The organism is Streptosporangium roseum DSM 43021, from assembly GCF_000024865.1.
In the GTDB taxonomy this organism is placed as follows: Bacteria; Actinomycetota; Actinomycetes; order Streptosporangiales; family Streptosporangiaceae; genus Streptosporangium; species Streptosporangium roseum.
This window is the reverse complement of sequence record NC_013595.1, coordinates 7,583,090-7,602,778: the sequence shown is the minus strand read 5'-3', so window position 1 is coordinate 7,602,778 and position 19,689 is coordinate 7,583,090. Positions and strand designations below refer to the sequence as shown.

Sequence of the window (19,689 nt, the reverse complement as noted above, 5' to 3'; positions counted from 1 at the left end):
CGCAGGGGAAATATGCGATATCTTTCGCAAAGATCCGCAAATACTTGCGCCTAATGCCGTATGGTTTCGTCATGACGCGACGGCTTGCAGAGGTGGCCAAGAAGGTCGGCATGAGCGAGGCGACGGTGAGTCGCGTGCTCAACGGCAAACCCGGGGTGTCCGAGGCGACGCGGGAGGCCGTGCTCACGGCCCTCGACGTGCTCGGCTACGAGCGGCCGACGCAGCTGCGCGGTGACCGGGCGAGGCTGGTGGGGCTCGTCCTGCCGGAGCTGCAGAATCCGATCTTCCCGGCGTTCGCCGAGGTGGTCGGGGGAGCGCTGGCCCAGCAGGGGTTCACCTCGGTGCTGTGCACCAGGACGCTGGGCGGGGTCTCCGAGGCCGAATACGTGGACCTGCTCCTCCAGCAGCAGGTGTCGGGCGTGGTGTTCGCCGGAGGCCTGTTCGCCCAGGCCGACGCCTCCCACAGCCACTATGAGCTGCTGCTGGAGCGCCGGCTGCCGACCGTGCTGGTCAACGCCGCGGTGGAGCATCTCGCCTTCCCCCAGGTCTCCTGCGACGACGTGGCGGCCGCCGAGATGGCGCTCGGGCACCTGCGCTCGCTCGGGCACGAGCGGATCGGCATGGTGCTCGGCCCGCCGGACCACGTGCCCTCGCGGCGCAAGCTGCAGGCGGCCGGCCTGGCCCCGGAGTTCGTCGAGCACACCATGTTCTCCCTTGAGGGCGGGCACGCGGCGGCGACCCGGTTGATACGGCGGGGCGTGACCGGCGTCATCTGCGCCAGCGACGTCATGGCGCTGGGCGCGATCCGGGCGGCGCGCCGGGCGGGGCTGTCGGTGCCCGACGACATCTCGGTGATCGGCTACGACGACTCCGCCCTGATGAACTGCACCGACCCGCCGCTGACCACCCTGCGCCAGCCCATCGACGCGATGGGCCGCGCGGTCGTCGACCTCCTGGCGGCCCAGATCGACAAGGCCCTGGTCCCGGCCGACGAGCTGCTCTTCGAGCCCGAACTGGTGGTCAGGGCCTCGACGGGCCCCGTCAAGCGCTGAGGGCCCCCGGCGGGACCGGGCCAAGCGCTGAGGACCTCCGGCGGGACCCGTCAAACGCTGAGGACTCTCGGCGGGACCGGGTCAAGCGCTGAGGGCCCCGGCGGGGTGAGGTACCGCAGGTGGGCGTCGTGGTCCAGCCCGGTGCCCTCGGCGAACCGGGCGGCGAAGGCCTCCTCTCCCAGGGCGTCGCGGGCCCGGGAGGTGATGCGGTCCACGTCGCCGCGTTCGGCGGGGGGCAGGGGAGCGCCCACGGACGCTCTGACGGCGGTCGCCGTCCCCAGCAGGCGGGCCGCGTGGCCGTGGTCCCCCGCGAGCGCCTGCGCGCCGGCCAGGCCTTCGAGGGCGAGGGCGATCGCGCGGGGGTCGCCGATCTCGCGTGCCGCGGCGAGCCCTTCGAGGTGGAGCGAGCGGGCCTGGCCGGCGTCGCCGCGCTGTTCGGCGATGAATCCGAGCTCAGCCAGGAGCAGCGTCACGCCGTAGAACGGCACGCCGTAGTCCGCTTCCAGCCGGCGGTTCCAGTCGAGCGAGTTGCGCAGGTGCGTTTCGGCGGTCTCCAGCTCGCCCTGCCGTCTGGCGCCGAGCCCGAGGCCGACCTCGGCGAACTCCTCGGCGAACTTGTTGGACTGCTCGGCGGCCAGTCGCATGGCCCGCTCGTGGAGCTCCCCGGCCTGGGCGAAGTCGCCGGTCAGCAGGGCGATCCGGCCGAGGCCGGAGAGGCGGTAGGAGACGTCGGTCCACAGCTGGAGTTCCTCGGCGACGCGCAGGCCGTCCCGGTGCAGGCGGGCGGCCCGCCCGTGGTCGCCGGTGACCTCGGCCAGGTAGCCGAGCGTGTCCGTGGCCTGCAGCCGGCCCCAGCGGTCGCCCAGCTCACCGAAGAGCGCGGCGCTCTCCGAACCGCTCCGTCCGGCCGCGGGGAAGTCGCCGCGGAACATCGCCTGTCTGGCCTGGCTGCCCAGCGCCGCGGCCACGCCCCAGCGGTCGTCGAGGGCGCGGAAGCGGGCCAGGGCCCGGCCGGCCAGGTCCCCGCCGGTGGACACGTCGCCGAAGTGGAGATGGGCGAGTCCCAGAAACCACTCCGCCCTCGCGTGGTGCTCGGGGTCGTCGACGCCGTCATAGGTTTTCAGAGCCGTACGGCTCTGCCGCACGAGGTCCGTGCCGTCGCCGGCCAGCATCGCGAACCCGGCCTGCCAGGTGGTGGCCCTGGCCAGCGCGGCGGCGGACACCGGTCCGTCCACGGCCAGCGCCGTCGTCAGCAGGCGGTGGCCTTCCCGGTGGCGTCCGCGCAGGAACCAGTACCAGGCCGCCGCGTTGACCAGGCGCAGTGCGAGATCGGCTTCCCCGCGCCGCGCCGCGCCCTGGAGCGCGCTGCGCACGTCCGAGGTTTCGGCGTCGAGGCGCTGCAGCCACAGGCGCTGGCCGGGGCCGTACAGGTGCGGCTCGGCCCGCTCGGCCAGCTCGGTGTAGTAGACGTCGTGCCGACGCCGTACGCGGTCGGTCTCTCCCGCCGCGTGCAGCCGTTCGAGACAGTAGGCCGCGACCGATTCGAGCAGCCGGTACCGGGGGCCGTCCGTGCCGTTCACGGTGGCGACCAGCGAGCGGTCCACCAGGCGGATCAGCAGATCGAGCACGTCGGCGGTGTCCAGATCCTCGCCGGGACAGACCGCCTCGGCCGCTTCCAGGGTGCAGCCGTCGGAGTGGACGGCCAGCCGGCGCAGCACGACGCGCTCGGGCTCGGTGAGCAGCTCCCAGCTCCAGTCGATCATCGCCCGCAGGGTCTGCTGCCGGGCCGGGGCACCCCGCTTGCCGGTGGCCAGCAGGCGGAAACGGTCGTCCAGCCGCTCGGCCAGCCCGCGCGCGCCCAGCGCCCGGATCCGGGTGGCCGCCAGCTCCAGCGCGAGGGGGAGGCCGTCGAGCCGTCTGCAGATCGCCGCGACCGCGGGGGCGTTGTCCGCGTCGAGGACGAAGCCCGGTGCGGCCGCCGACGCGCGCGCCACGAACAGGCGTACGGCGCTCGACCGGCGCAGGTCGGAGAGTTCCGTGCCGGCGGCGGGGCCGGGGAACTCCAGCGGCGCGACCGCCTGGAGCACCTCTCCGGAGACGGCCAGGGGCTCCTGGCTGGTCGCCAGGATGCGCAGCCCCGGTGCCCGCCGCAGCAGCAGCTCCGCCAGCTCGGCGACCGGCTCGACCACGTGCTCGCAGTTGTCCAGTACGAGCAGGAGCCGCTGGGGGCGCAGGGCGTCGGCGAGCCGGTCGGTCAGGCCGGCGGGCCGTACGCCGGGGCGGGAGCCCGCGGTGGTCCCGTCGCGGATCCCCAGGACCGCGGCCACCGTCTCGGCCACCTCGCGCACCGCGGCCACCGTCTCGGCCACCGCGCCCACCTCGGCCGTTTCGCCCACCTCGGCCGGCGCCGGCCGGGTGTCCGGTCCGCCGGCGGGCCGGCGCCCGGCGAGCTCGACGAGCCACACACCGTCGGGGAACGCCCCGGTCAGCTGGGCGGCCGTCTCCAGGGCGAGCCGGGTCTTGCCGACGCCGCCGGGACCGGTGAGCGTCACCAGCCGGGCCGATTCGAGCAGCGCGCGCAGCTGGGCCACCGCTCCGTCCCGGCCGATCAGGTCGGTGAGCGGGGCGGGCAGATTGGTACGGGGCCGCGCCGCCGACGTGGCCGGGGCCGGGATGGCGGACAGGGCGGGGTCCTGTTCGAGGATCGCCTGGTGGAGGGCGGTCAGCTCCGGGCCGGGGTCCAGGCCGAGCTCCTCGGCGAGCTGTTCCCGCAGCTCGCCGTAGCTGTCCAGGGCCTCTTTCCGCCTGCCGGCGCGGTAGAGGGCGCGCACGTGCGCGGCGCGCAGCCGCTCCCGGAGCGGGTGGCGCGCGACCAGGTCGCCGAGCTCGTCGGCCAGCAGGCCGTGCTCGCCGAGCTCCAGCCGTACCTCGGCCTGCTCCTCCAGGACGGTCAGCCGCTGCTCCTCCAGGCGGGTGATCGCCGCCCGGGTGAACCCCTCGTCCCCGAAGTCGGCGAAGGCGGGGCCGCGCCACAGCGCCAGCGCGTCCGACAGCAGCGCCGCCCTCGCACGGGGATCGCCGCTCTCGCGTGCCCGGACCACCAGATCGGCGAACCGGCGCGCGTCCACCGCGTCGGCCTCGATCCGCAGCAGGTAGCCGGCCGGGAGGTAGGCCACCAGGCCCCGGCCTCCGGGCTCGGCCTGCTCCAGGGCCCGGCGCAGCTGGGAGACCTTGGTCTGCAGGGTGTTGGCGGGGTTTCCGGGCAGGTCCTCGCCCCACAGGTCGTCGGCGAGCCGGTCGGCCGGCACCGGCCGTCCCTGGTGCACCAGCAGGTCGGCCAGCAGGGCGCGGACCTTCAGCTCCGGGACCCGCACCGGCCTGCCGTCGGTCGTCCATACCGCCAGCGGACCAAGTACCCCAAAGCGCATGGCATCACGTTAACGGAGCCGAACGGCGTGAGAACGGCAGGCCGGCGCCCGGCCGTGCGCCGACCCCCAGCGGACCCCCAGCCGATCGTGCGCGCCGGTCGGCACAGTTGAGCCTGACGCGGCCGGGAAACGGGCCGGTCGATTCCCCACCCAGCAGAAAGAGGCGGTCGCCATGTCTTCGAACGTCACCCCGGACAAGCAGATCATCGGCCGGGAGATCCGGCTCGCCTCCCGCCCGGCCGGCGAGCCGGGCCCGGAGAACTTCGAACTCGTCCGGACCGAGGTGCCGCAGCCCGGCGAGGGCCAGATCCTGGTCCGCAACACCTGGATGTCGGTCGACCCGTACATGCGGGGCCGGATGGACGACGCCGAGTCCTACATCCCGCCGTTCCGGCTCGGTGCCGCGCTGGAGGGCGGGGCAGTCGGCGAGGTCGTCGTCTCCCGGTCGGAGGCCGTCGCGGTCGGGGCGACCGTCTCGCACTTCCTGGGCTGGCGCGAGTACGCCGTCATGGACGCCTCCGCCGCGACCGTCGTCGACACCGCCGCCGTCCCCGCCCAGGCCTACCTGGGAGCGCTGGGCACGACGGGCCTGACCGCGTACGCCGCCCTCACCGAGGTGGCCCCCGTACGGCGGGGCGACGTGGTCTTCGTGTCGGGCGCGGCCGGAGCCGTCGGCAGCGTCGCCGGGCAGCTCGCCCGCAAGCTCGGCGCGGCGAAGGTGATCGGCTCGGCCGGCGGGCCGGCGAAGGCCGAGAAGCTGGTCACCGGCTTCGGCTTCGACGCCGCGATCGACTACCGGGCCGGCTCGATCGCCGCCCAGCTCGCCGAGGCCGCCCCCGAGGGCATCGACGTCTACCTCGACAACGTCGGCGGCGACCACCTGGAGGCCGCCATCGGCGCGATACGCCATGCCGGCCGCATCGCGCTGGTCGGCGCCATCAGCGCTTACAACGCCACCGCGCCGGTCCCCGGCCCGGACAACCTCTACCGGGCCGCGTACAAGGAGGCCACCCTGCGCGGCATGCTGGTCACCAGTTACCTCCACCTCTTCCCCGAATACATCGAACGGGCCGCGGGCTGGCTCGCCGACGGCACCCTGCACACCGAGGAGACCGTGGCCGAGGGGATCGGCCAGGCACCCGCCGCCTTCCTGGGGGTGCTGCGCGGCGCCAACGTCGGCAAGATGCTGGTCCGCCTCGACGGCATCGGATGACCGGTCGGACCGTGCGGCACTTCGGGCATTACCGGTGCATCTCCCGACGGACTCTTTGCCGTTATCGTCACTCTGGGTAGTTATTGAGAACTTAAGGTGATCGCGGTAGGTGGAGGAGATCCATCGCTTGCCCGCCCCCCGAGGACATGTACGGCCATTCGGAAGGAAGAGACCTTGCGCAAGAGATCCATGACGCTCACCTCGGCGGGCGCGGGTGTGCTGATGTTCCTGCTCGCGGCGCCGGCGGTGGCCGCCCCCACCGATGACACCCCGATCACCTTCGAGGTGTCGGCGGGCAGCCTGGACGTCAGCGCCCCCGCCGGCCCGGTCGACCTCGGCAACGCCCCTCCGGGGGGCGAGATCACCGGTCAGCTCGGCCCGGTGTCGGTCTCCGACACCCGCGGCGGGGCCACGTCGGACTGGACGGCGTCGGTGTACGCGACGGACTTCACCGTCGCCGCGCTGACCATCCCCTTCAGCGCGCTGGAGTACTGGTCGGGGGCGGGCACGGCCCCCAGCGGCGGTGGCACCTTCACCCCGGGCCAGCTCACCGAGGACGACAGGGTCACGCTGACCGGTACGGCCGGCACCGCGGTGACGGCCTTCTCCCACTCGGGAGGCACCGGCGGCAGCACGGTGACCTGGAACCCCACCCTGGTGATCTCGATCCCCCTCACCGCCCAGACGGGCACCTACAACGGGACGGTGACACATCAGGTGGCCTAGCCGGGTCGCCAGGCCGTGCGCGTTGACGCTGCTGGCCGCACTCTGCTCGGGTGCGGCCGGACCGCCGGCCGGCGCGAGCGGGCAAGCGGTGGAGGACACCCACGGCAAGATCGGCATCCGGCTCCTGGAGGCGCCCGTCAGCCGCCGGGACGACCCTCGGGCACGCTCCTACATCGTCGATCACCTTTCCCCGGGGACCACCATCAGGCGGCGGCTGGAGATCTCCAACACGTCCGGCGACGCCCAGCACATCGACCTGTACCCGGCCGGTGCCGACATCGTGCGCAACAGGTTCGCCATGGCGCGGGGGCGCACCCCCAACGAGCTGACGGGCTGGGTGTCACTCGACCGTTCCTCGCTCGACCTGCCTCCGGGGGGCCGCGGGACCGCCCGGGTCGCGATCGAGGTGCCGCCGGCCGCCTCGCGGGGCGAACGCTACGGCGTCGTCTGGGCGCAGGCCGTCGCCGAGGCCGACGCCGCCCACCCCGTACGCGTCGTCAGCCGGGTCGGGATCCGCCTCTACCTCGACATAGGCCGCGGGGGTGAACCGCCGTCGGATTTCCGGATCGAGGAGCTGACGCCCGTACGGGCGCCGGACGGCAGGCCGCAGCTGGCGGCCCTGGTCCACAACACCGGTGCGCGGGCCCTGGACATGAGCGGGTCGCTGTCGCTGTCGGACGGGCCGGGCGGCCTGTCGGCGGGGCCGTTCGCCGCCGACCTGGGGGTCACGCTGGCCCCCGGCGCCGCCGCCCCGGTGACCGTGACGCTGGACCGGCGGATACCGGACGGCCCATGGAAGGTGGAGCTGACCCTGATGAGCGGCATGGTGAAGCGGACGGTCAGCGCCACTGTCACCTTCCCGAGGGCCGGCGCGGGCACGCCCGTCCCGCCGGACTCGGGCCTGCTGTCCCTCTTCGGCGTCCTCGGGGGGCTGGCCGCGCTGCTGGTGGCGGTCGCGGTCCTGGCCGTCCGGCTCCGCCGGCGTCGCGCCGCCGCGGGCTGACGGCACGTGACCGGCGGCGCCGGCAGCCCGGGCCTCCGGGGGCTCCTTCTCGGGGCTCTCGCCTGCCGTGAGGCCCTCCTGCGGTGTCTCCTCCCGCCGTGTTCCCCCTGCCGTGCTGTCGTGACGCCCGCCGTACGGGCTGTCGTGACATCCGCCGCACGCGGTGACCCGCCCGGCGCGGAAGCATCAGTGCCCCGTCACGGGGAAGGAGCCCGGAGCAGGAGGTGGATGTCATGGAAGCGCTGGGAATCGACATCGGCGGATCCGGGATCAAGGGTGCGCCGGTGGACGTCGTCAAAGGTGAGCTGACACGGGAGCGCCTGCGGATCCCGACGCCCGTCCCCGCCACCCCCGAGGCGGTGGCCCCGGTGGTCGCGCAGATCGTCGAGCACTTCGCCTGGAACGGACCGGTCGGCGTGACCTTCCCGGGGATCGTGACCGACGGGATCACGAGGTCGGCCGCCAACGTGGACGCGGCGTGGATCGGCGAGGACGCGCAGGCGCTGTTCGCCAAGGCGACGGGCCTGCCCGTGGTGGTGCTCAACGACGCCGACGCGGCCGGTACGGCCGAGATGGCGATCGGCGCGGGCCGGGGCAAGACCGGGGTGGTGCTGGTGCTGACCTTCGGCACCGGGATCGGCAGCGCCCTGTTCGTCGACGGCCACCTGGTGCCCAACACCGAGCTCGGGCACCTGGAGATCAGGGGCAAGGACGCCGAGAAGCGTGCCTCCGACCACGCGCGCGAGGATCACGAGCTGAGCTGGGACAAGTGGGCGGGGCGGGTCGAGGAGTATCTGCAGCACGTCGAGGCGCTGTTCTCCCCATCGCTGATCATCATCGGCGGCGGGGTCAGTAAGAAGTCGGAGAAGTTCCTGCCCAAGGTGCGGGTGCAGACCACGGTCGTGCCGGCCACCCTGCAGAACGAGGCCGGCATCGTGGGCGCGGCCATGGCCGCCGCGAAACCCTAGGGAGTCCGTACGGCCATCGCGGGACCCTAGGGAGTCCGTACGGCCATCGCGGGCGCCGCCGTGGCCCGCCGCGAAGCCCGGGGAATCTGCGGCATATGCCGGGAAGGCCGCTCGGATTTTGATCTTCTTTTGACGGACACGCTCTCCGGCCTGGGTAGGTAGCGATCGATAGCAAGATCGTATCTGCTGGAGACGGAGGGACGTGATGCAGTCGACGGGAGTCCTGACCCGCTGGGTCGCGACGGCCGGGGTGGCGGCCGTCGTGGTCGCGGGGGCGGCGTGGCCGGCGGCGGCGAGGGGGGACGACCAGGAGGTGAGGCTCTCGCCGTACCGGGTGCGGCCGGGGCAGGACATCGAGATCGCGGCGCCGGCGTGCGACGGGCCCGCCTTCGCCCGGTCGGCGGCCTTCCGGAACGAGGTGGAGCTCGGCGGTCCGGGGTTCCAGGAGGGCGCGGGGTTCGAAGGGGACGGCTCCGGCGGTTTCGGCGACGGTTTCGGCGACGGGCCCGGACGCGGGTTCGGTGACGGTTTCGCGGGCGGGCCCGGGGACGGGTTCGGGGACGGTTTCCAGGGCGGGCCCGGGGACGGGTTCGGGGAGGCACCTCCCGTCACGGCCGGCTGGGCGCAGGTGGACTACGACGCGCCGTGGGGGGCCTACGCCGTGGAGGTGGACTGCCAGGGTGACACCCTCTACGGGGAGCTCTACGTGGTCGACGGCTCCGGTCCGAACACCGGCGGCGGCGGTCTCGCGCTGGCCGGGGACGCGGCCGCGCGCGGGGCGGCGGCCGAAGAGGGGGAGAGGCCGGCCGCCGTGCTCGGCTGGGGGATCGGCGCGGCCGCCGTCCTCGCCGGTGCCGGTGGGCTGACGCTGATGAGGAGACGCCGGGCGGCGGGGCGTGGCTGAGCTCCGGACCGTGACGGCCCTGGGGGCTCTGGGGGCCCTGGGAATGGGAGCCGTCCTCGTGCTCGCCGGCTGCAGGGTCGTGGGAGGTGAGGAGGCGGATCCCGCCCTGGTCCGCGCCCTGCCGATCACGGCCCCCGCCGCGCCGCGGCCGGGTGCGACCACCGCGCCCGCCGCCCGGGGAAAGGGCGGCTGGCCCCGGGCGCTGCCCCGGTTACCGGGCGCGTCCGGTCCGGTGGCGCTGGTGGTGCCGCGTGCGGAGGTGAACGCCCCTGTCACCCCGATCGAGTCCGGTGTGGACGGCGCGCTGGAGCCCCCCTCCCTCGATCAGGCCGATCTCGCCGGCTGGGACCGCCTGGGGCCGGCGCCCGGCGAGCCGGGTTCCGCGGTCGTCGTCGGTCACCTCGACACCAGGACCGGGCCCGCCGTGTTCGCCGGGCTGTCACGGGTGCGCAAGGGGGACGCGGTGGTGGTGACCCGCGAGGACGGGACCGCCGTGGTCTTCCGGGTCTCCGCGATCGAGCGGGTCCGCAAGTCCGCCTTCCCGGTGAAAAAGGTCTACAGGTCGTTGCCGCATCCGACGATCAGGCTCGTGACCTGTGGCGGCGCCTACGACGTCGAGCGCCACTCCTACGACGACAACCTGATCGTCTACGGCGACCTCGCGGGCTGGTACCGCCTGTCGGACTTCTCCCGCGCCTGACACTCCGGCGGCCCCGGCGGGGACCGGCCGCCTGCCCGTCAGGTGCCCTCGGCGGGACCGGCCGCCTGCCCCGCCGGCATGGCGCGCACGACCCGGTGCCGGGGGACCTTTGAAACTTTCATCGGATTCGAAAAGCGTTCGGTGAGGTCAGGGGCGGGGGCGGTCCCGGCACGGGCCCTCCGGCGCGCAACACGCTGTACACACGCCTGAAACATCCGGACTATGGGAGCGCTCCCACCCTCGTCCTGGAGATGATCACGAATGAGAGTTCATCCGCGCCGTCAAGCCTGGCGCAATCGGGCGGTGACCACGGCGGCCCTGCTCGTGGCCGCGGCCGGTCTCGCCACCGGGCAGGCCGCCACGGCACACGCCGCAGTCTCGTGCGACGTCGCCTACAGCACCAACGAATGGCAGGGCGGTTTCACCGCCAGCGTCACGGTCAAGAACCTCGGTGACGCGCTCGCCGGCTGGACCCTCGGCTTCGCCTTCCCCGGCACCCAGCAGGTCCAGCAGGGCTGGTCGGCGACCTGGAGCCAGACCGGCAACCAGGTCACCGCGAAGAACCTCGACTGGAACGGCAACCTCGCCACCGGCGCGTCGACCAGCATCGGCTTCAACGGGTCGTGGAGCGGGAGCAACCCCAAGCCCACCGCCTTCACGGTCAACGGCGTCACCTGTGGCGGCCAGCCGCCCGTAAACCAGGCTCCGACGGTCAGCCTGACCAGCCCGGCGAGCGGCGCCTCCATCCCCGCGGGCTCCGCCGTACCGCTCGCGGCGACGGCCGGCGACGACGGCGCGGTCAGCAAGGTCGAGTTCTACGTCGACGGCGCGCTCGTCAACACCGACACCTCCGCCCCGTACGGCTACTCGGCGACGGGCGTGGCGGCGGGCAGCCACACCGCCAGGGCGAAGGCCTACGACAATGGGACCCCGGTCCTGTCCGCCGAGACCGCCGAGGTCCCCTTCACCGTCGGCTCCGACGGGGGCACCGCGGCGGTCGTCGCCTCCGCGACCTCGGTCAGCGTCCCCGAAGGCGGCTCCAAGACGGTCGGCTTCAGGCTCAGCAAGGCGCCCAGCGGCAACGTCACGGTCAACCTGACCAAGACCGGTGACGCCGACCTCACCATCGCGCCCTCCACGCTCACCTTCACCCCCGCCAACTGGAACACGGCGCAGAACGTGACCGTCTCGGCCGCCCAGGACGCCGACCAGACCGACGGCACCGCCACCATCGCGGCCGCCGCCACCGGGCACACCGGTGTCTCCGTCACCGCGACCGAGTCCGACGACGACGTCGTCACGCAGCCCGGCGAGCACGTCGAGAACCCGTACGCCGGGGCCACCGGCTACGTGAACCCCGACTGGGCGGCGAAGGCCGCGGCGGAGCCGGGCGGCGACGCGGTGGCCGACATCTCGACCGGCGTGTGGCTCGACCGCATCGCCGCCATCGAGGGCACCGCCTCCGCCAGGGGCCTCCGCGCCCACCTGGAGGAGGCCCTCAGGCAGGACGCGGCCAACGGCAGCAAGCCCCTGACGATCCAGTTCGTCATCTACAACCTGCCCAACCGCGACTGCTCGGCGCTGGCCTCCAACGGTGAGCTGCTCATCGCCCAGAACGGGCTTAACCGCTACAAGACCGAGTACATCGACCCGATCGCGGCGATCATGGCCGAGCCGAGGTACGCCACGCTCCGGATCTCGACGGTCATCGAGATCGACTCGCTGCCCAACCTGATCACCAACCTCAACGTGCCCAAGTGCCAGGAGGCCAAGTCGAGCGGCGCCTACGTCGACGGCGTCCGCTACGCCCTGAACAAGCTGCACGCGATCAAGAACGTCTACACCTACATCGACGCCGCGCACCACGGCTGGCTGGGCTGGGACACCAACTTCGGCCCCTCGGCCGACCTGTTCGCGAGCACCGTCGCCGGTACCACGGCTGGGTTCGACAGCGTCGACGGCTTCATCACCAACACCGCCAACTACTCGGCTCTGAAGGAGCCGCACTTCACCATCAACACCACCGTCAACGGCACCACGGTGCGCCAGTCGCGGTGGCTCGACTGGAACTTCTACGTCGACGAGCTGTCCTACGCCCAGGCCTTCCGGACCCTGCTCATCCAGAAGGGCTTCAAGCCGGGCCTCGGCATGCTGATCGACACCTCCCGCAACGGGTGGGGCGGTACGGCCCGCCCGGCCGCTCCCAGCACCTCCACCGACGTGAACACCTTCGTCAACCAGTCGCGGGTGGACCGCCGCATCCACGCCGGCAACTGGTGCAACCAGAGCGGCGCCGGTCTCGGCGAGCGCCCGCAGGCCAGCCCCGCCGCCGGCCTCGACGCCTACGTCTGGATCAAGCCCCCGGGCGAGTCCGACGGCGCCAGCAAGCTCATCCCCAACGACGAGGGCAAGGGCTTCGACCGGATGTGCGACCCGACCTACACCGGCAACGAGCGCAACGGCAACAACATGACCGGCTCCCTGGCCGACGCCCCGCTCTCCGGCCAGTGGTTCTCGGCGCAGTTCCGTGAGCTGCTCAAGAACGCCTACCCCGCCCTGCCGTAACCCCTGATCCCGGGCCCCCGCTCCGGCGGGGGACCCGGCGGCCCGGCAGCCGGACGAGCACGGCCCCGCCGCTCCCCGCGAGGGAACGGCGGGGCCGTACCCTTTTCCGGAAGGCGGTCTCCAGGTTTCCGGAAGGCGGTCTCCAGGTTTCCGGAAGGCGGTCTCCGCGGTTTCCAGGAGGCGGTCTCCGTGGTTTCGGGGAGGCGGTCTCCGCGGGCCGCGGTCGTTTATTGGGATGCGGCCGGGCGGCGGCTCAGGCACGATGGGCGGTTGGCTCCTGACTTGCGGGCTGAAAGTATTCTGAAAGCAGTATGGGAACGCCTCCGTTGACATCTCCACTCGCCGACCTCCACGCACGCCTGCCCGAGCTCACGCTGCGCGACCAGCGACGGCTGCGGCGCAGGCTCGACGGCGCGCGCAAGGTCAGAAACCGCGCCACGCAGCAGAAGATCGCCGCGGAGATCACCGCCGACATCGAGAAGGCCGAGCGCCGGGTGGCCGCCCGCAGGGCCGGGGTGCCGGTGGTCACCTACCCGGAGGCGCTGCCGGTCAGCCAGCGCAAGGACGACATCCTGGAGGCGATCCGCGACCATCAGGTCGTGATCGTCGCCGGCGAGACCGGTTCCGGCAAGACGACCCAGCTCCCGAAGATCTGCCTGGAGCTGGGCCGGGGCGTCCGGGGCCTGATCGGTCACACCCAGCCTCGCAGGATCGCCGCCAGGACCGTGGCCGAGCGCGTCGCCGAGGAGCTCGACACCCAGCTCGGCGACGCCGTGGGCTACAAGGTGCGCTTCACCGACCAGGTGAGCGACGGCACGCTCGTCAAGGTGATGACCGACGGCATCCTCCTGGCCGAGCTGCAGACCGACCGCGACCTCGACCAGTACGACACGCTGATCATCGACGAGGCGCACGAGCGCAGCCTCAACATCGACTTCATCCTCGGCTACCTCAAGCAGCTCCTCCCGAAGCGGCCGGATCTCAAGATCATCATTACCTCGGCCACCATCGACCCGGAGCGCTTCTCCCAGCACTTCGGCGACGCCCCGATCGTCGAGGTCTCCGGCCGGACCTATCCGGTCGAGGTCCGCTACCGTCCGGTCGCCGAGGACGACGACCAGATCCAGGCGATCAGCAACGCCGTGGACGAGCTGTGCGCCGAGGGGCCGGGCGACATCCTGGTCTTCCTCAGCGGCGAACGCGAGATCCGCGACACCGCCGACGCGCTGTCCAAACGCAAGGACGCCGAGATCCTCCCGCTGTACGCCCGGCTGTCGGCGGCCGAGCAGCACAAGGTCTTCCAGCGGCACTCCGGCCGCCGGGTCGTGCTGGCCACCAATGTGGCCGAGACCTCGCTGACCGTGCCCGGCATCAAATACGTGGTCGACCCCGGGTTCGCCCGCATCTCCCGCTACAGCCACCGCACCAAGGTCCAGCGCCTGCCGATCGAGGCGATCTCCCAGGCCTCGGCCAACCAGCGCAAGGGCCGCTGCGGCCGTGTCTCCGAAGGCGTCTGCATCCGGCTGTACGAGGAGGACGACTTCCTCACCCGGCAGGAGTTCACCGACCCGGAGATCCTGCGCACCAACCTCGCCTCGGTCATCCTGCAGATGACCTCCATCGGCCTGGGCGACATCGGGGCCTTCCCCTTCGTCGAGCCGCCGGACCAGCGCCAGGTCAAGGACGGCTACGACCTGCTCCAGGAGCTGGGCGCCTTCGACCAGGCCAGGCAGATGACCCCGCTCGGCCGCAAGCTGGCCGGCCTGCCGGTGGACCCCCGCCTGGCCCGCATGGTGCTGGAGGCCGACCACAACGGCTGCGTCCGCGAGGTCATGGTGATCGCCGCGGCGCTGTCCATCCAGGACCCGCGCGAGCGGCCGGCCGACAAGCAGCAGGCCGCCGACGACAAGCACCGCCGCTTCGCCGACAAGGAGTCGGACTTCGTCTCCTACCTGAACCTGTGGGAATACCTCCAGGAGCAGCAGAAGGAGCTGTCCTCCAGCGCGTTCCGGCGCCTGTGCAAGTCCGAGTTCCTCAACTACCTGCGCGTACGCGAGTGGCAGGACGTCTACAGCCAGCTCCGCCAGATGTCGAAGTCCCTCGGTGTGACGCTGAACAGCACCCCCGGCGACGAGCAGAAGATCCACTTCTCCCTGCTGTCCGGCCTGCTGTCCCACGTCGGCGTCAAGGACATCGACAAGAAGACGGCCAATGACGGCCCCCGCCGTCCCGTCACCGAATACATCGGTGCCCGCAACGCCCGCTTCGCCATCTTCCCCGGCTCCGCGCTGGCCAAAAAGCAGCCGCTGTGGGTCATGTCCGCCGAGCTGGTGGAGACCTCCCGCCTCTGGGCCCGGGTCAACGCCAAGATCGAGCCCGAGTGGGTCGAGCCGCTCGCCCAGCACCTGATCAAACGCACCTACTCCGAGCCGCACTGGGAGAAGAACCAGGGCGCGGTGATGGCCTACGAGAAGGTCACGCTGTACGGCGTGCCGATCGTGGTCCAGCGGAAGATCAACTACGGCCGCATCGACCCCGAGCTGAGCCGCGAGCTGTTCATCCGGCACGCCCTGGTCGAGGGCGACTGGGAGACCCACCACGCGTTCTTCAAGGAGAACCGGAAGCTTCTCGAAGAGGTCGAGGAGCTGGAGGAACGGGCCCGCCGCCGCGACATCCTCGTCGACGACGAGACGCTGTTCGACTTCTACGACCAGCGCGTCCCCCAGGACGTCGTCTCCGGGCGCCACTTCGACTCCTGGTGGAAGAAGACCAGGACCGACCAGCCCGATCTGCTCAGCTTCGAGAAGTCGATGCTGATCAGCGAGTCGGCGGGTGACGTCAGCCAGCGCGACTACCCCGACGTGTGGCGCCAGGGCGGCCTGCGCTTCCCGCTGACCTACCAGTTCGAGCCGGGCACCGACGCCGACGGCGTCACCGCGCACATCCCGCTCGCCCTGCTCAACCAGGTGAACGTCGAAGGCTTCGACTGGCAGATCCCCGGCCTGCGCGAGGAGCTCCTCACCGCGCTCATCCGGGCCCTGCCCAAGAACATCCGGCGCAACTTCGTGCCCGCCCCCAACTACGCCAAGCAGGTGCTCCAGCGGGCGGAGCCCACCCAGGAGCCGCTGCTCGCGGTGCTGGAGCGGGAGCTGCTCAACCTCACCGGCATCCAGGTGCCGCGCGAGGCGTGGCAGTCCGACCTCGTCCCCGACCACCTGAAGATCACCTTCCGGGTGGTCGACGGCCGCAAGCACAAGCTGGCCGAGAGCAAGGACCTGGCCGCCCTCAAACGGCGGCTCGCGCCCAAGCTCCGCCAGACCCTCTCAAGGGCCGCCGACGGGCTGGAGAAGTCGGGCCTGACCACGTGGAACGTGGGGGAGCTGCCCAAGACCTTCGAGCAGCGCCGGATGAAGGCCTATCCGGCGCTGGCCGACGAGGGCGCCACGGTGGCCGTGCGGATGTTCGAGACCGAGGCCGAGCAGCGCCGTGCCATGTGGGAGGGCACCCGCAGGCTGCTGCTGCTCAACACCCCCTCCCCGGCCAAGTGGGTGCTGGGCCGTCTGAACAACCAGGCCAAACTCGCCCTCAGCCGCAGCCCGCACGCGGGTGCCACCGCCCTGTTCGACGACTGCATCGCCTGCGCCGCCGACGAGCTGATGAGCCAGTACGGCGGGCCGGTCTGGGACCAGTCCGCCTTCACCGCCCTGCACGACAAGGTCCGCGCCGAGCTCTTCGACACCACCGCCGAGGCGGTCGCCAGAGTGGAGGGCATCCTCCGGGTCTGGCACTCGGTCGCCACCCTCCTGCCCGAGGCCCGTTCCACCCCCGCGATCGAGGACATCCGCGACCAGGTCGCCGACCTGGTCTACCCCGGCTTCGTCACCGACACCGGCTACAAGCGCCTGCCGGACCTGCTCCGCTACCTCAAGGCGGCCGAGCGGCGGCTGGAGAAGCTGCCCGACGACCGGCTCCGCGACGAGGAGCGGATGCACCGGGTCCATGACATCGAGGACGACTACCACGACCTGGTCGAGAAGCTTCCCCCCGCCCGCCGTTCCGACGACGACGTCCGCCAGATCCGCTGGATGATCCAGGAACTCAGGGTCAGCTACTTCGCCCAGACCCTCGGCACCCCGTACTCGATCTCCGACAAGCGCATCCGCAAGGCCATGGACAACCTGTAGGGCGGAGACGCCCTCGACGTCAGACGCTGTCGCCCACCGGAGCGAACAGGGACTCCGGGTCGGGCGGTGGCAACGGGACGCCGAGCCGCTCGAAGGACTTGCGCAGTGCTGACTCGCTGGCGATCACCAGATCGTAGACGTTCGCCGAGGTCTGGGCCGCGACGATCTTGCCGAGGAGATCGAGCAGGTCGCGGGCGTTGTCACGACGTTCGTTGAGCATGTCCTGGAGGATGACGGCCGCATTCTGCGGGTCTTCTCCCAGCTGGATGGCGTAGCGCGCCATCCAGCTGTCCATCGCCTCAGACAGGAACCGCTCGCAGGCCGCCCGAGACTCGCGGAGCGTCTTCATCTGGCGTTCCGTCTCTGTTGCTCTGGCCTCGATCTCAAACATCGCGTTGAGATGCCGTCGCCGAGGTTCCTTCACTTCGTCCGGCAGGGCGAGCTCGGCCTGCGCGCGCCATCCAGGTAGTAGGGGAGAGGGGTGGGACAGTTCCCGGTCAAGGCAGAGGTTCACCGCCTTCTCCGCCCTGTCCGGTTCGAGGATCGGATACTGCCGCGTCGCGGAACGCACGGTGCTTCGGATGATCTCGCGAGCCTGCTCCTTCAGCTCCGCGGAGAATCCCCACGGGGTGAAGCCCCTGCGCTTGGCGCCAGAGATCCGCGACAGCCTTACGGTGACCGAGAAATCGAAGGTGTCGCCCTGGGACGGTGAGGTGAAGGACAGCGTTGTCTCCTCCTGTTTCGAGGTCCCTTCAGCGTTGTAGTGGTTGTAGAGCAACGCCATGAGTCAGTTCCCTTTCGTGAGACGGGTCAGGTGGTCGCAGAACTCCGGTGAGACGCGACACCGGATCTTCCATAACGTGAGGTGGAGGAGGCAGGCCCGGCGGAGCCGGGGATTCCTGGCCGCCTCGGCGAAGACGGTCTCGGTCGGCCCCCGCAGCGCAGGCTGATCGACAGAGAGGGCGACCCAGCCCGCGAGCAGGTCCCAGGCCTCGGGGGTGAAGGACCGTTGCGATCCGGCGGGTGGGCCGGACGAGAGGCCCCAGACGAGGGCGTTGAGCCACAGCCGCGCGAGTTCCGATCCGTGAGGATGGTCGATCGGTGATGGGCGCTGAGGATTGTGCTCGCGTAGGGAGAGCAGCCGGACGAGGGCGAGTGCGGCCGTGAGCTGCTGTCCGGGGCTGTTGTCGGTCCCCGTCCACCTAGCGAGTTCCGTCACGATGCGATCTGCCGTCTCGCTGGTGTAGACGTCGGCGACAGATCGGGCGACCGCGTCACACAGGCGGCTGGCGACCGCGGTGAGAGTGATCGTCTGGAAGGCGCGAAGCGCCTCTTCGATGTTGTCCACGCCGATCTGCGAGCCGTACGCCAGCGCTGCCGTCAGCCGCTGGCCCGCGAGTTCCGATGTCGCCCAGGACTGGAGCCGGCCATGCACCCTGTCCGCCATGTGCGGGTCACGGATCGCAGCCTCCATTGCCCATGCGGCCAGCATCTTGGGCAGTAGCCGCCGGTCCCGGCTCCACGGGTCAAGAAACTCCCTGTCGATCTCCTGAAAGTCGCAGGTGGCCAGTCGTCCGACCGCGTGCGCGGTTTTGAGTGGGACCTCCCAGTCATCGCTTTCCCCCAGCGCCTTCAGCCACGTGTAGAGGGGGGAGCGGATCACGGGCAGCTCTTCCCAGACCAGCCGCAGGACGGCGGGGGCCAGGCCACGTCGCAGTTCGATCCGCGGTCCGTCACCCCAGCCAGACGGCCGCGCGCTGAGTCCTCCATAGTCCATCCAGCTCTTCAGCTGCTCCCAGACGGGAATGCCCTCCTCGTCCTTCCTGTCCTCCTTCGCGCGCACGAGGTCCGCCAGGTCCAGTGTCGCCCGTGAGACGGTCACCTCCGGTAGGCCGTGCAGCACGGCGCTGCTCATCAGGAAACAGCGGCTCAGCATGGAGGAGCCATCATCAAGCCGGTTGCGCAGCCGCTCCAAGGTGAAACGGGGTTGGTTCTGCAGGACATCGGAGACCGAACGGCCCTGCCGAAGCCCTTCGGCCACCTGTTCGGCGAGCTGCGCGGCTTCGGCGGGTCTGCAGTCGACGACGAGCTCCGTGACGGTCGTCGCGTGCTGGTGGAAGTCGTGTGTGCGCCAGACATCGACGTCGTCTAGACAGTAGGCGAGCGTCCTGCGGAACACCTCCTCAGCCGGCGGGGGTAGATGTTCGACGATCCCGGTCACCCGGTGCTCGCCCGTCACCAGGACGACCATGCGGCAGCTTCTCGTCATGGCAAGTTCGCGGAGGCGGGCGATGGTCTGGTCGGGATCACGGACCCATGGGCTCGAGCTGGCGTCGACCAGATATCCGAGTCCGGCCTCCAGATCCGTCTCTGCCGGTGTGGCGGTGCCGGTTGCGAGGCTCAGCTGGGCGACGGGTACCTCATCTTCCTTGCCAGATGCTCTGGCCCAGGCCAGCAGCGCGGCGATGGCGGTCGTCTTCCAGCCGCTCTCCGCCTTACCCGCCAGGAACACCACGGGCTCATCGTTGAGAGCCTTGACCAGGCGCTCCTGGGAGCCGGTGACCACCAGGCAGCCCAGAAGGCGCGAGGCCCGGTCGGGCTGGAGCCGGATGAGCTGCGCCCCGGATCGCCGCCCGGGGGCGCCGACGTAGATGGTGTCCGCCCGGTAGACGGTTCCTCCGCCCGATACCCGGTAGGCCGAGTCGCCGATCCAGTCACGCCCGGCGATGGATCGCGTCTCCTCCCCGTACAGGGTCTCCAGGCTCTCGGCGCGGAGCCGCCGCTGTCTCTCCTCTGCCTCGATCCGCCTGCTCAGGGGTATCTCGTCGGGGGATGAGTCCTGTTTCTCCTTGTCAGCCCCTCCGTCGTGCCGCGTGGTGGGCTCCACCGATTCCACTGAGGGGCTGGCGGCGTCCGCTTCCTCCTGGGCTGGGACGGGTGCATTCT

12 protein-coding genes are annotated in these 19,689 nt (G+C 71.3%); 9 read left to right on the top strand and 3 right to left on the bottom strand.

Annotated elements, in window-relative coordinates; translation table 11 throughout:
* The first annotated feature begins 71 nt into the window (after nucleotides 1-71).
* Nucleotides 72-1,052: a LacI family DNA-binding transcriptional regulator gene (locus SROS_RS33295; protein ID WP_012893332.1), complete on the top strand. Its 981-nt coding sequence runs from the start codon at nucleotides 72-74 to the stop codon at nucleotides 1,050-1,052.
* Nucleotides 1,053-1,102: 50 nt separating this feature from the next.
* On the opposite strand, the gene SROS_RS33290 is transcribed toward SROS_RS33295, so the two are convergent.
* On the bottom strand, nucleotides 1,103-4,480 hold the full coding sequence (locus tag SROS_RS33290; RefSeq protein WP_012893331.1) for an AfsR/SARP family transcriptional regulator: 3,378 nt from the start codon (nucleotides 4,478-4,480) through the stop codon (nucleotides 1,103-1,105).
* A gap of 172 nt (nucleotides 4,481-4,652) precedes the next feature.
* Here SROS_RS33290 and SROS_RS33285 point away from each other — a divergent pair, with 172 nt between their 5' ends.
* The 8 genes from SROS_RS33285 to hrpA all read left to right on the top strand — a co-directional run bounded on the left by SROS_RS33285 (nucleotide 4,653) and on the right by hrpA (nucleotide 16,743).
* Nucleotides 4,653-5,693, top strand: a complete 1,041-nt coding sequence (locus tag SROS_RS33285; protein ID WP_012893330.1) for an NADP-dependent oxidoreductase — start codon at nucleotides 4,653-4,655, stop codon at nucleotides 5,691-5,693.
* Nucleotides 5,694-5,867: 174 nt separating this feature from the next.
* The gene (locus SROS_RS33280; protein WP_012893329.1) at nucleotides 5,868-6,419 is read left to right on the top strand and encodes a hypothetical protein; all 552 of its coding nucleotides are present in this window, start codon (nucleotides 5,868-5,870) and stop codon (nucleotides 6,417-6,419) included.
* A gap of 22 nt (nucleotides 6,420-6,441) precedes the next feature.
* Nucleotides 6,442-7,422 carry a COG1470 family protein gene (locus tag SROS_RS33275; protein ID WP_043653428.1) on the top strand — a complete coding sequence of 327 codons (981 nt, stop codon included), beginning with the start codon at nucleotides 6,442-6,444 and terminating at the stop codon, nucleotides 7,420-7,422.
* 233 nt (nucleotides 7,423-7,655) lie between these two features.
* Complete coding sequence (gene ppgK, locus SROS_RS33270; RefSeq protein ID WP_012893327.1) at nucleotides 7,656-8,390, top strand: polyphosphate--glucose phosphotransferase; 735 nt, start codon at nucleotides 7,656-7,658, stop codon at nucleotides 8,388-8,390.
* Between the two features lie 205 nt (nucleotides 8,391-8,595).
* Entirely contained in the window at nucleotides 8,596-9,294 is a 699-nt protein-coding gene (locus tag SROS_RS51350) for a hypothetical protein (protein ID WP_012893326.1), read from the top strand.
* Nucleotides 9,287-9,994, top strand: a complete 708-nt coding sequence (locus SROS_RS33260; RefSeq protein WP_012893325.1) for a class F sortase — start codon at nucleotides 9,287-9,289, stop codon at nucleotides 9,992-9,994. The genes SROS_RS51350 and SROS_RS33260 overlap by 8 nt, the downstream gene beginning before the upstream one ends.
* Nucleotides 9,995-10,297: 303 nt before the next feature.
* A complete protein-coding gene (locus tag SROS_RS33255; protein ID WP_281047975.1) occupies nucleotides 10,298-12,559 on the top strand; it encodes a glycoside hydrolase family 6 protein in 2,262 nt (753 codons plus the stop codon).
* A gap of 311 nt (nucleotides 12,560-12,870) precedes the next feature.
* Nucleotides 12,871-16,743 carry an ATP-dependent RNA helicase HrpA gene (hrpA, locus tag SROS_RS33250; RefSeq protein WP_012893323.1) on the top strand — a complete coding sequence of 1,291 codons (3,873 nt, stop codon included), beginning with the start codon at nucleotides 12,871-12,873 and terminating at the stop codon, nucleotides 16,741-16,743.
* Nucleotides 16,744-16,762: 19 nt separating this feature from the next.
* On the opposite strand, the gene SROS_RS33245 is transcribed toward hrpA, so the two are convergent.
* Complete coding sequence (locus SROS_RS33245; RefSeq protein WP_012893322.1) at nucleotides 16,763-17,527, bottom strand: hypothetical protein; 765 nt, start codon at nucleotides 17,525-17,527, stop codon at nucleotides 16,763-16,765.
* Between the two features lie 3 nt (nucleotides 17,528-17,530).
* The gene (locus SROS_RS33240; protein ID WP_148269281.1) at nucleotides 17,531-19,630 is read right to left on the bottom strand and encodes a hypothetical protein; all 2,100 of its coding nucleotides are present in this window, start codon (nucleotides 19,628-19,630) and stop codon (nucleotides 17,531-17,533) included.
* Nucleotides 19,631-19,689 lie beyond the last annotated feature (59 nt).

What these genes read in the sequence shown, in the direction of transcription:
- SROS_RS33285 (WP_012893330.1), top strand. Translation starts at nt 4,653, where the DNA reads ATGTCTTCGAACGTCACCCCGGACAAGCAGATCATCGGCCGGGAGATC.
- ppgK (WP_012893327.1), top strand. Translation starts at nt 7,656, where the DNA reads ATGGAAGCGCTGGGAATCGACATCGGCGGATCCGGGATCAAGGGTGCG.
- SROS_RS33290 (WP_012893331.1), bottom strand. Translation starts at nt 4,480, where the DNA reads ATGCGCTTTGGGGTACTTGGTCCGCTGGCGGTATGGACGACCGACGGC.
- hrpA (WP_012893323.1), top strand. Translation starts at nt 12,871, where the DNA reads ATGGGAACGCCTCCGTTGACATCTCCACTCGCCGACCTCCACGCACGC.
- SROS_RS33245 (WP_012893322.1), bottom strand. Translation starts at nt 17,527, where the DNA reads ATGGCGTTGCTCTACAACCACTACAACGCTGAAGGGACCTCGAAACAG.
- SROS_RS51350 (WP_012893326.1), top strand. Translation starts at nt 8,596, where the DNA reads ATGCAGTCGACGGGAGTCCTGACCCGCTGGGTCGCGACGGCCGGGGTG.
- SROS_RS33295 (WP_012893332.1), top strand. Translation starts at nt 72, where the DNA reads ATGACGCGACGGCTTGCAGAGGTGGCCAAGAAGGTCGGCATGAGCGAG.